At 61.7% G+C, this 12,541-nt stretch carries 4 protein-coding genes and 3 rRNA genes; 5 read left to right on the plus strand and 2 right to left on the minus strand.

Features of this window, described 5'->3' with window-relative positions; translation table 11 throughout:
* Nucleotide 1 precedes the first annotated feature (1 nt).
* A complete protein-coding gene (locus tag C6V83_RS07735) occupies nucleotides 2-1,315 on the plus strand; it encodes a MadS family sensor histidine kinase (RefSeq protein WP_105941912.1) in 1,314 nt (437 codons plus the stop codon).
* The gene (locus C6V83_RS07740) at nucleotides 1,312-1,974 is read left to right on the plus strand and encodes a MadR family response regulator transcription factor (protein ID WP_105941913.1); all 663 of its coding nucleotides are present in this window, start codon (nucleotides 1,312-1,314) and stop codon (nucleotides 1,972-1,974) included. Before C6V83_RS07735 ends, C6V83_RS07740 begins: the two co-directional genes overlap by 4 nt.
* Nucleotides 1,975-2,093: 119 nt before the next feature.
* On the opposite strand, the gene mftM is transcribed toward C6V83_RS07740, so the two are convergent.
* Complete coding sequence (mftM, locus tag C6V83_RS07745) at nucleotides 2,094-2,933, minus strand: mycofactocin oligosaccharide methyltransferase MftM (protein WP_105941914.1); 840 nt, start codon at nucleotides 2,931-2,933, stop codon at nucleotides 2,094-2,096.
* Between the two features lie 565 nt (nucleotides 2,934-3,498).
* Between mftM and C6V83_RS07750 the strand changes: the two genes are divergently transcribed.
* The 3 genes from C6V83_RS07750 to rrf all read left to right on the plus strand — a co-directional run bounded on the left by C6V83_RS07750 (nucleotide 3,499) and on the right by rrf (nucleotide 8,970).
* Nucleotides 3,499-5,020 (plus strand): 16S ribosomal RNA (locus tag C6V83_RS07750).
* Between the two features lie 477 nt (nucleotides 5,021-5,497).
* A 23S ribosomal RNA gene (locus tag C6V83_RS07755) occupies nucleotides 5,498-8,643 on the plus strand.
* Nucleotides 8,644-8,853: 210 nt separating this feature from the next.
* A 5S ribosomal RNA gene (rrf, locus tag C6V83_RS07760) occupies nucleotides 8,854-8,970 on the plus strand.
* Together the 16S, 23S and 5S rRNA genes form the textbook arrangement of a ribosomal RNA operon.
* A gap of 1,676 nt (nucleotides 8,971-10,646) precedes the next feature.
* Here rrf and C6V83_RS07765 read toward each other — a convergent pair.
* The gene (locus tag C6V83_RS07765) at nucleotides 10,647-12,392 is read right to left on the minus strand and encodes a hypothetical protein (RefSeq protein WP_105941915.1); all 1,746 of its coding nucleotides are present in this window, start codon (nucleotides 12,390-12,392) and stop codon (nucleotides 10,647-10,649) included.
* Between the last annotated feature and the right edge of the window lie 149 nt (nucleotides 12,393-12,541).

Here is a 12,541-nt window from a genome sequence, read left to right on the forward strand (position 1 = left end):
CGTGAACACGCCGGACGTCGACTTGGAGAGCCTGGTCGGGCTGCACAGCGTCAAGGGTGGGCATTACGCGGAGTATCGAGGATCAGAAGCGCGGCTCAAGCGGGTGATCACCGCGATGGGCGGCGTGTCCAAGGCGCTGGTGCAGACCGATCAGGGGCCGGAGAATCTCGTGGTGGCCGTGCTGAACGCTCTGCTCGACCACCTCGACGCGGAATGGGTGCTGTTCGCGCTGGCCGACGGTCACTTGGCGCAGACGGCGCCCCGGCACCTCATCGCGGCCCGCACGGAAGGCGTACTGGCTTTCGAGGGGGTGTCTGTCGCGCATCCGCCGTCCGACCTCCCGGTGGAGGTGCTGAATCGGCTGATCGACGTGCTGCGCGGCGAGAAGGCGGTGCTGGAGGCGCCGATCGTCGAGGACCATCACGTGCACGTACCGATCGAGCACCACGGGCGCGTCGTCGGCGGCCTGTCCGCGTGGACTGCGCCCGAGCGGATCGTCGACTCCTCAGACCTGGTGGTTCTGCAGATCCTGGCCGGACAGGCCGCGGTGGCCATGGTCAACTCCGAACTCCTGCTGGAGACCCGGCGCCGCGCGCAGGAACTCGCCGAACGCAACGCTGAGCTCGAACGCACCCAGCGCGAGCTGTCGGCCGTGCAGCGCACCGCGCTCCTGAACACCGAGCGGTCGCGCATCGCCCGCGAACTGCACGATTCGGTGGGGCAGTCGGTGCTGTCGGCAGGACTGCAGATCGAACTGAGTCGCGGGGCGGTGACCGGCACGGATGCCGAGCACCTCGACAAGGCCGTCGAACTGACCCGCAGTGCGATGACCGAGTTGCGCAACGCCATCTACACGCTCAACGACGCGGGCGTGCCGTCGCTCAGCATCGCCGACACTCTGCAGGGCCTGTGCGATCTGCACCTGCCGGAGACGATGGAGAGTTCGGTGGGGGTGCGCGGCCGACCGCGGGAGGTGCCCGGCGAGGTGCAGCACGCGCTCCTGCGGATCGCCGGCGAATCACTGTTCAACGCCGCCCGGCACGCCCAGGCCGCCAGAGTCGCCGTGTTGCTGACCTTCGCCGGGGACCGCATCACGCTGTCTATGGACGACGACGGCACCGGCGACCCGGAACGACTCCGGGTCCTGCTGCGCGCATCCTCCTCGGGCGATTACGCGGCGGGACGGCGCCGCGGCCTGGCGAACATGGCCTCCCGGGCGGCGGAACTGGGCGGCGGGCTCCGGATCCGCCGATCCCGACTGGGCGGGATCCGAATCTCGGTCGACGTGCCGATCAGCGAAAGGGCGCCAGAATGAGCAGGGACGGAAACGAGGAGCGGCGTCCGATCAGAACCGTGCTGGTCGACGATCACGCGTTGCTCCGCGAGGGGTTGCGTGCGGTGCTGGAACGTCAGCCCGAGGTAGCCGTGGTCGGGGAGGCCGGCTCGGTGGATGCGGCACTGGCCGAGGTGGCGCACACCGACCCCGATGTCGTCGTCGTGGATCTCAAACTCACCGCCGGCACCGATTACGAGGGCATGCGGCTGATCGGGGAGCTCAAGCGGTGGAATCCCGATGTCGCGGTGCTGGTCCTCACCACCTTCCTCGACGACGATCTGGTGATCCGCGCGGTGCGGGCGGGTGCTCGGGGCTATGTGGTGAAGGACGTCGACACCACAGAACTGGTCCGGGCGATCCGAGCGCTCGCCGACGGTGGCAGCGCTTTCGATCCGCGCAGCTCGACCATCGTCATGCGCACCATGTCGGGGGAGCGGAACGTCGCCGAAGAACTGACCGATCGGGAGCGCGAGGTGCTCCGCCTGCTGGCCGACGGCATGTCCAACGCGGGGATCGGGAAGCGGCTGTTCATCTCCGAATCGACCGTCAAGTTCCACATTCGGAACGTGATCCGCAAGCTCCGCGTCTCCAAGCGCACCGACGCCGTCTACGTGGCGAGCAAACGCGGCCTCATCTGAGGCGTCACGCCTGGTCGAACCCCGTTCTCGCGGGTGGAGCCGGTTCTCGCTGGTCGAGCCGGTTCTCGCTGGTCGAGCAGGTTCTCGCTGGTCGAGCGCAGTCGAGACCCCGAAGTGACTCAGCGGCGATCCAGGATCAGCCAGCCGCCGTGGTCGTCGAAGACGTCGATGCGGTGCGACGACGACCACGGCGCCGCCCAGTCCCGGAGGTCGTGTTCGGTGAGGCATTGCCGGTGGCCGAAGTGTTCACTCGGCGTCTCCTCGTACGGAACCGCGATGATCACGCGCCTACGCGCAACGCACAGCGCCTCGGCGATCGCGCGGTGCACATCGCTCGAATCCAGGTGCTCCAAGAGATGGAGCAGGGTCACGGTGTCGACCGACGATGCCGGGAACGGAAGATCGCGCGCGTCGCCGACCTGCGTGGTGATGTCCAGGCCGAACTCCCGGGCCGCGGCGTCCAGGAGTCGGAGGGCGGCCGGCTCGATGTCGATTGCCGCCACCCGGTACCCGTCCTGGGCACACTGCAGCGCGAAGAACCCGAAGCACGAACCCACCTCCAGTACCTCATCGCCGACCAGGAGCGACCGAGCGCGCAGGTGTACCGGGCTGAATGAGGCCTGACCGCTGCGCAGTTCAGCGACTGAGTTCCGGTAGAACCAGCGCCACGCAGTCTCCGCGGGCACGCCGCAGCTCTCGACCACGGCCACGAACGCGCGCTCGAACTCGTTCTGGCCTACCAGCAGGCCCGCCTCCATGAGCTGCCCCAGCGCACTGACGATCCGATCGTCGCTGATCTGCGCGGGACTGAGTCGGTGCTCGATCTTCACTCGATCCGCGCGGCTGCGGACCCGAAGGGGAAGCGGCCCGCGCGCACTCGGGTGTGCCGCGCCCGATGATCCTCCCGGGCCGGCGAGGATCTGTCGGACCGGCCGGTGGGTCGCGTCGATTTCGTTCATAGTCGCACGTTAGGCCTGGTGGCGACCGTTGGGGACCTGTCCGAACGGGTGCCGTGACTGGCCATTGGGACAGGTCTGCCGTCTCCACCCCCTTGCGTCGTCGACACCGCTCTGACCTCGGGATTTGTGAAGTCGGAGCGGCATGTGTAACTTAACTCAGGTCGCCGACGAGAAAGTTTCGAAAGAATCTTCCGGATCGGGGTTGACACGGAGGTCTCATTCTAACTAGAATGAAGTCCTCTGGTCGACGGGCGTTCACAACGAACCTCACAGTTTGTGACGGACGACATGTTGACCGAAAAGTTCTGGCCTCCTAGGCTGGAACAGTTGCCCGTGTGTCGGGTGGCGTGACTCTTGCTTGCTGATGTTCGTTCGGGCTGTGTGTTTGGGCGTGTTGGTGGGTGTGTGTTTTTTGAGAACTCGATAGTGTGTGATGGATTTTCTTGTGCCATTTGTTTTGTCATCTGGTGTGAGTTGGTCTGTCTTTTTGGATGAGATTGATTTTTTTTGCCAGTTGATTTTTTTTGGATTGTTTTTTGGTCAGGTCTTTTCTCTGATTGTGTTTTTGTTGGAGAGTTTGATCCTGGCTCAGGACGAACGCTGGCGGCGTGCTTAACACATGCAAGTCGAACGGAAAGGCCCAGCTTGCTGGGTACTCGAGTGGCGAACGGGTGAGTAACACGTGGGTGATCTGCCTTGCACTCTGGGATAAGCTTGGGAAACTGGGTCTAATACTGGATATGACCACTGATCGCATGGTTGGTGGTGGAAAGCTTTTGCGGTGTGAGATGGGCCCGCGGCCTATCAGCTTGTTGGTGGGGTAATGGCCTACCAAGGCGACGACGGGTAGCCGACCTGAGAGGGTGATCGGCCACACTGGGACTGAGACACGGCCCAGACTCCTACGGGAGGCAGCAGTGGGGAATATTGCACAATGGGCGCAAGCCTGATGCAGCGACGCCGCGTGAGGGATGACGGCCTTCGGGTTGTAAACCTCTTTCGCCAGGGACGAAGCTTTTGTGACGGTACCTGGAGAAGAAGCACCGGCCAACTACGTGCCAGCAGCCGCGGTAATACGTAGGGTGCGAGCGTTGTCCGGAATTACTGGGCGTAAAGAGCTCGTAGGCGGTTTGTCGCGTCGTCTGTGAAATCCTGCAACTCAATTGCAGGCGTGCAGGCGATACGGGCAGACTTGAGTACTACAGGGGAGACTGGAATTCCTGGTGTAGCGGTGAAATGCGCAGATATCAGGAGGAACACCGGTGGCGAAGGCGGGTCTCTGGGTAGTAACTGACGCTGAGGAGCGAAAGCGTGGGGAGCGAACAGGATTAGATACCCTGGTAGTCCACGCCGTAAACGGTGGGTACTAGGTGTGGGGTCCATTTCACGGATTCTGTGCCGTAGCTAACGCATTAAGTACCCCGCCTGGGGAGTACGGCCGCAAGGCTAAAACTCAAAGGAATTGACGGGGGCCCGCACAAGCGGCGGAGCATGTGGATTAATTCGATGCAACGCGAAGAACCTTACCTGGGTTTGACATACACCAGACGTATGTAGAGATACATATTCCCTTGTGGTTGGTGTACAGGTGGTGCATGGCTGTCGTCAGCTCGTGTCGTGAGATGTTGGGTTAAGTCCCGCAACGAGCGCAACCCTTGTCCTGTATTGCCAGCACGTAATGGTGGGGACTTGCAGGAGACTGCCGGGGTCAACTCGGAGGAAGGTGGGGATGACGTCAAGTCATCATGCCCCTTATGTCCAGGGCTTCACACATGCTACAATGGCGCGTACAGAGGGCTGCGATACCGTGAGGTGGAGCGAATCCCTTAAAGCGTGTCTCAGTTCGGATTGGGGTCTGCAACTCGACCCCATGAAGTCGGAGTCGCTAGTAATCGCAGATCAGCAACGCTGCGGTGAATACGTTCCCGGGCCTTGTACACACCGCCCGTCACGTCATGAAAGTCGGTAACACCCGAAGCCGGTGGCCTAACCCGTGAGGGGGGGAGCCGTCGAAGGTGGGATCGGCGATTGGGACGAAGTCGTAACAAGGTAGCCGTACCGGAAGGTGCGGCTGGATCACCTCCTTTCTAAGGAGCAAACTACAACAAACAGTTTCTGGTCTGTTCATGGCCGGCTGTGTGTTTGTTCGAGGGTGAAACATGAGAAGCCATCCCGGTGTGCTGGTTCGTCACTGTGACGGATCGGTGCGGGGTGGGCTGTGGTCGGGTGACCGGCGTAGCGGATGTCACACACTATCGGGGTTCTGAGGAAACAGGCCTGCTGCCGGCACCCTTGGGGGTGTTTGGGGGTGGAGGGGTTTTCTTGGTGTTCACTGACTTTCGGCGTGCTGGTTGGGTGCGTGTCTGGGGTGGGTGGGTGTGTGTTGTTTGAGAAGTGCATAGTGGATGCGAGCATCAAAAATCTTGTTTTGGTGTTTGTACTGCAATTTATACGATTTATGGTTTCTGTTCTTTTAACGAAGATGCAGTTTTACTCATGTTGTGTGTAGGTGTCCACATTCGTGTCTCGTGCCGGTTAGGTGTGGGGTGTGTTTGTGGGTGTTGTTGTAAGTGTTTTAGGGCGTTCGGTGGATGCCTTGGTACCAGGAGCCGATGAAGGACGTGGTAGGCCGCGATAGTCCTCGGGGAGTTGTCAAACGAGCTGTGATCCGAGGGTGTCCGAATGGGGAAACCCAGCACCAGTTGTGTGGTGTTACCGCCCGGTGAATGTATAGCCGGTGCGGGGGGAACGTGGGGAAGTGAAACATCTCAGTACCCATAGGAAGAGAAAACAATATGTGATTCCGTGAGTAGTGGCGAGCGAAAGTGGATGAGGCTAAACCGCGCGTATGTGATACTCGGCAGGGGTTGTGCGTGTGGTGTTGTGGGAGCATCGTTGCTGTGTCTGCCGGCATAGCGGTCAGTGAGAAAGTGTTGTGTTAGGTGAAGTGGCCTGGGATGGTCTGCCGTAGACGGTGAGAGTCCGGTAACTGAAAACGCAATGCCTGGCTTCGGTGTTTCCCGAGTAGCAGCGGGCTCGTGGAATCTGCTGTGAATCTGCCGGGACCACCCGGTAAGCCTGAATACTTCCTGGTGACCGATAGCGGACGAGTACCGTGAGGGAAAGGTGAAAAGTACCCCGGGAGGGGAGTGAAATAGTACCTGAAACCGGACGCTTACAATCCGTCAGAGCTGGCGCACCCGTTGGGGTGGTTGGTGATGGCGTGCCTTTTGAAGAATGAGCCTGCGAGTTAGTGCTCAGTGGCGAGGTTAACCCGTGGTGGGGTAGCCGTAGCGAAAGCGAGTCTGAATAGGGCGTGTTGAGTCGCTGGGTCTAGACCCGAAGCGGAGTGATCTACCCATGGCCAGGGTGAAGCCACAGTAAGATGTGGTGGAGGCCCGAACCCACTTCAGTTGAAAATGGAGGGGATGAGTTGTGGGTAGGGGTGAAAGGCCAATCAAACTCCGTGATAGCTGGTTCTCCCCGAAATGCATTTAGGTGCAGCGTCACGTGTTTCTTGCCGGAGGTAGAGCTACTGGATGGCCGATGGGCCCTACTAGGTTACTGACGTCAACCAAACTCCGAATGCCGGTAAGTGAGAGCGTGGCAGTGAGACTGCGGGGGATAAGCTTCGTAGTCGAGAGGGAAACAGCCCAGATCGCCGGCTAAGGCCCCTAAGCGTGTACTAAGTGGAAAAGGATGTGGGATTGCTGAGACAACCAGGAGGTTGGCTTAGAAGCAGCCACCCTTGAAAGAGTGCGTAATAGCTCACTGGTCAAGTGGTCCTGCGCCGACAATGTAGCGGGGCTCAAGTACACCGCCGAAGCCGCGGCAATCACACGTGTAACATCCATCATCTCCTGTGGGGGGTGGTGTAGTGGTGTGGTTGGGTAGGGGAGCGTCCTGCACTCGAGGAAGCAGTCTGGTGACGGGTTGTGGAGGGTGTGGGAGTGAGAATGCAGGCATGAGTAGCGAAAGACAAGTGAGAAACTTGTCCGCCGAATGACCAAGGGTTCCTGGGCCAGGTTAATCCGCCCAGGGTGAGTCGGGACCTAAGGCGAGGCCGACAGGCGTAGTCGATGGACAACGGGTTGATATTCCCGTACCCGTGTATCCGCGCCCAATGACGAATCGCATGTACTAACCACCCAAAAGCATCTTTTTCATCCTTCGGGGTGATCTGGGTGTGGCTGCGTGGGACCTTGTGTGTAGTAGTCAAGCGATGGGGTGACGCAGGAAGGTAGCAGGGCCACGCGGTTGGTTGTCGTGGTGTAAGCCGGTAGCACGAGGCATAGGTAAATCCGTGTCTCATGGTGTGTGAGAGGTGATGCGTAGCCGTTGAGGTGAATTCTGTGATCCTATGCTGCCGAGAAAAGCCTCTAGTGAGTTGGTACACGGCCCGTACCCCAAACCGACACAGGTGGTCAGGTAGAGAATACTAAGGCGATCGAGAGAACTGTGGTTAAGGAACTCGGCAAATTGCCCCCGTAACTTCGGGAGAAGGGGGACCACGTCTGGTGACGGCACTTGCTGCTTGAGCTGGGGGTGGTCGCAGAGACCAGAGAGAAGCGACTGTTTACTAAAAACACAGGTCCGTGCGAAGTCGTAAGACGAGGTATACGGACTGACGCCTGCCCGGTGCTGGAAGGTTAAGAGGACCGGTTAATCACCTTTGTGGTGGTGAAGCTGAGAATTTAAGCCCCAGTAAACGGCGGTGGTAACTATAACCATCCTAAGGTAGCGAAATTCCTTGTCGGGTAAGTTCCGACCTGCACGAATGGCGTAACGACTTCTCTGCTGTCTCAACCACAGACTCGGCGAAATTGCAGTACGAGTAAAGATGCTCGTTACGCGCGGCAGGACGAAAAGACCCCGGGACCTTCACTATAGCTTGGTATTGGTGTTCGGTACGGTTTGTGTAGGATAGGTGGGAGACTGTGAAGCAGGCACGCCAGTGTGTGTGGAGTCGTTGTTGAAATACCACTCTGATCGTATTGGGCTTCTAACCTCGGACCCTGATCGGGTTCAGGGACAGTGCCTGGTGGGTAGTTTAACTGGGGCGGTTGCCTCCTAAAATGTAACGGAGGCGCCCAAAGGTTCCCTCAGCCTGGATGGCAATCAGGTGTTGAGTGTAAGTGCACAAGGGAGCTTGACTGTGAGACGTACATGTCGAGCAGGGACGAAAGTCGGGACTAGTGATCCGGCACCGGCAAGTGGAAGCGGTGTCGCTCAACGGATAAAAGGTACCCCGGGGATAACAGGCTGATCTTCCCCAAGAGTCCATATCGACGGGATGGTTTGGCACCTCGATGTCGGCTCGTCGCATCCTGGGGCTGGAGTAGGTCCCAAGGGTTGGGCTGTTCGCCCATTAAAGCGGCACGCGAGCTGGGTTTAGAACGTCGTGAGACAGTTCGGTCTCTATCCGCCGCGCGCGTCTAGAAACTTGAGGAAACCTGTCCCTAGTACGAGAGGACCGGGACGGACGAACCTCTGGTGTGCCAGTTGTTCCGCCAGGAGCACCGCTGGTTAGCTACGTTCGGAAGGGATAACCGCTGAAAGCATCTAAGCGGGAAGCCTGTTCCAAGATGAGGTTTCTCACCCACCATTGGTGGGGTAAGGCCCCCTACAGACCATGGGGTTGATAGGCCAGAACTGTACGCACAGCAATGTGTTCAGGTGACTGGTACTAATCGGCCGAGGACTTACCAACAACACCCAAACACCAACAACGCAAGTATTGATCCCGCATCCACTATGCACCTCTGAAATAATACGCACACGCGGGTTTTTCGAATCGACGTAGGAGATTCGACAACGAAGCGACGAAGGAGGTTCGTTGTGGCCGTAGGCCGCTATCAAATGAATTACAGTCTTCAGTCGTTCATCGTTGCGTCCCGCGCAACCGTTAATTTCACAGAGTTACGGCGGCCATAGCGGAGGGGAAACGCCCGGCCCCATTCCGAACCCGGAAGCTAAGCCCTCCAGCGCCGATGGTACTGCACTTTAATCAGTGTGGGAGAGTAGGACACCGCCGAACACAACCACAGAGAAGGCCCCCGGAACCCCTAGGTTCCGGGGGCCTTCTTCGCATCCCCACGGTTGAGCGGGCCAGCCAGAGACGAGACTGCTGTTTCGCTGGAGGAGCCCGGGGGAACGCAGTGAGCCGAAGTCGAAACCACCCCGGCCCCGCACCCGCCCCCTGGCAGCGGCGACACTCGGCACACGACCGCGACAACCGAGCACACCGGCGACACACCCCGACCGTCGCTCCCACAGCCGACCGTCGCGACCGTCCCACGACCGTCGCGTACACCGAACCAGGCATGCGGCAGACCGCGGGCGGCGTGGTTTCGACTCGCTCCGCTCGCTCAACCATCGAGGGAGCGTCACACGGTCCGGTTTCGACTCGCTCCGCTCGCTCAACCATCGAAACGGCGGCTCCCTCAACCATCGAAACGGCGGTTCACCTCTCGGTTGGGTGGGCCGTTCAGAGGCAAGGCTGGCTTTTCGCTGGTTGAGCCCGGCGAACGCAGTGAGCCGGAGTCGAAACCACCCGGCCCCGCACCCGCCCCCGCCAGCCGCGACACTCGGCACACGACCGCGACAACCGAGCACACCAGCGACACACCCGACCGTCGCTCCCACAGCGCCGACCGTCGCGACCGTCCCACGACCGTCGCGGACACCCAACCAGGCATGCGGCAGACCGCGGGCGGCGTGGTTTCGACTCGCTCCGCTCGCTCAACCATCGAGGGAGCGTCACACGGTCCGGTTTCGACTCGCTCCGCTCGCTCAACCATCGAAACGGCGGCTCCCTCAACCATCGAAACGGCGGTTCACCCCTCAGTCGGGTGCGCCGGCCAGACGCGAGACTGCTGCTTCGCTGGTTGAGCCCGGCGAACGCAGTGAGCCGGAGTCGAAACCACCCGGCCCCGCACCCGCCCCCGCCAGCCGCGACACTCGGCACACGACCGCGACAACCGAGCACACCAGCGACACACCCGCCTGTCGCTCCTGCAGCCGACCGTCGCGACGGCGCCACGACCGTCGCGGACATCGAACCAGGAGCGCAGTAGAGCGCGGGCGGCGTGGTTTCGACTCGCTCCGCTCGCTCAACCATCGAAACGGGGGCTCGCTCAACCATCGAAACGGCGGCCCACCCCACGGTCGGGTGCGCCGGCTAGACGCGAGACTGCTGTTTCGCTGGTTGAGCCCGGCGAACGCAGTGAGCCGGAGTCGAAACCACCCACCCCCGCACCCGCCCCCCGCCAGCCGCGACACTCGGCACACGACCGCGACAACCGAGCACACCAGCGACACACCCGACCGTCGCTCCCACAGCCGACCGTCGCGACCGCGCCACGACCGTCGCGGACACCGAACCAGGCGTGCGGCAGAACGCGGGCGGGCGTGGTTTCGACTCGCTCCGCTCGCTCAACCATCGAGGGGGCGTCGTACGGTCTGGTTTCGACTCGCTCCGCTCGCTCAACCATCGAAACGGTGGCTCGCTCAACCATCGAAACGGTGGCTCGCTCAACCAACGACACGGCGGTTCGCTCAACCAACGAGAGGGCGGTTCGCTCAACCAACGAGAGGGCGGTTCGCTCAACCAACGAACGGCGGTTCGCTCAACCATCGACACGGCGGTTGGTTCGACCACTGAGGTCGGTGGTCTCTCACGTCGAGATGTCTGGAGACGGGAGGCCGCGGGATCTACTCGTAGACGGGGAGGGTTACGCCACCCGGGGTGCCCGGCACGCCCACCTGGCGCGTTTTGGTGACTCGGGGCGTCGACTTTCGGGGCTTGCTGGACTGGCGGGTCTTGCGCGCCTTCTTGGCCTTCTCTGCGTCGGCCTTCTTCTTGGCGGCGACGGCTTTGGCGTGCGCCTCCGGGTCCTTCTTGTTCGCCTCGGCGCCCAGGCCGGTCCCGGTGGTGTCGTCCTCGACGAAGCACATCGACCGCACGACGTGGTGGAACGTGACCAGTCCGTAGGTGAGCGGCAGGCCTAGTACGGCGCCGATCATCCTGACCGGAGCGACAGTGACGTCCTGAAGTCCGGGAACGGGAATGGGGGAGACCAGCAGGCCGCCGATCTGCTGGAAGAGGTAAAGCGACAGCGCGTACGAGTAGTACGCGGCGGTGAGCGACTTGGTGACCGTCAGATCGTGGAGGCTGACCATTTCGCCGAGGTTCTTGCCGGTGCCGAGGTGGTGCCCCAGACCGATGACGATGTCGAGCGGGGCACCGCCGATGTACGGCACCATCCCGCCGATGAAGGAGGCCAGCTGTTCGGCCTGAGTGAAGTCCGCGGGGTCCGCCGGGATCAGGTGGTGCGGAACGTGGACGCCCTTCATCTGCCGGAGGATCTTGCCGACCTCGCGGTCGATCGCGCGCTTGGCGGCGGGGTTCGGCGCGCTCGCCTTGGCGGCCTCGCCGGTGCGCTTGACGATGCGGCCGAGCGACTGGTCGCCGATCGGGGAACAGGTGTCGTTGTCGGCCAGTGCGAGCTGGTTCGCGGCGCCCTGAATCAGCGGGTGGATGGGGATGTCGAACGTGACGGTCTCGCTGGGCTTGCCCGCGTCGTCCTTCTGCTCGTCGGTCACCCGGGCGACGCACTGATTGAGCACGGCGTTGCTGATGCCCTGATAGAGATACTGCAGTCCGAGCTGAGCGCCGGTGAAGCCCAGCGTGAGCAGCGTGTTGTAGGTGACGAATCCGGCGATCGGGCTGAGCGGTGTACCTGCGAGCGGCTTGGACAGCGGTGACCCGAGACCCGGCAGCATGGCTAGACCGAAGCGCACCGGCGCCAGCACGCCGACGAACAGGTACAACCAGGCCGACTCGACAGCCTGGCTCAAGGTGATGTTCTTGACCGGAATGGCCTCGTTCTGTTTCCCGTCGCGGATCTTGAGGAGGTTGTTCACGACGATCTGGGAGAGCGCCGTGCGGTATTGCGGGTCGTCCATGTCCGCGCCGAGCGTGCGGGGGTTGTCCGACACCGCCAAGGTGGACACGTGGACATTCGCCATCCACTGCTGGACGGCCTTGTTGTTCGCGCGAGCAGCGGCCTGGATCTGCGGGGGCAGGCTCGGCATCAGGGACTCGATGATCGACTCGTACACGATCGAGAGCGTGGTGAACTCGCCGCTGACGCAGGTGGTGTCCTTGCCCTGGTTCTCCGCGAGAGGCGCCAGCATCGAGCGCTTGGAATCGGCGATGCGGTCTTGACGCTCCTGATAGGTCTCGGCCGGCTCGGGCTTGGGCGGGGTGCGCTTCTTGGCGACCGAGACAGCAGCCGCGGCCATCACCTCGGGGCTGAAGATCTCGGCTTTGCCTTCGGGCACCGCGGCGTTGAGGGCGAGCCCGCCGAGGACACCGACGGCGGTGGCGCGGACGAACCAGCGTTGGCTCGACTTCGGCTGGGTCTTCCCGCGATCGTCCGTCGTCGACCTGACCATGTACTCCACTCCTCAACGCGTATCGGCGAGCGATCGGGGATGCACGCACGATGCGGTCCTCGTCCACGGCAGCGCCGTGTGCAGACGGGACGCCGACCCACCTGACAGAAAGGTTGGCGTAGCCTTACGCAATAGTAAGCCCCGGCGGG

The sequence above is a fragment of the Gordonia iterans genome (assembly GCF_002993285.1).
Lineage (GTDB): Bacteria > Actinomycetota > Actinomycetes > Mycobacteriales > Mycobacteriaceae > Gordonia > Gordonia iterans.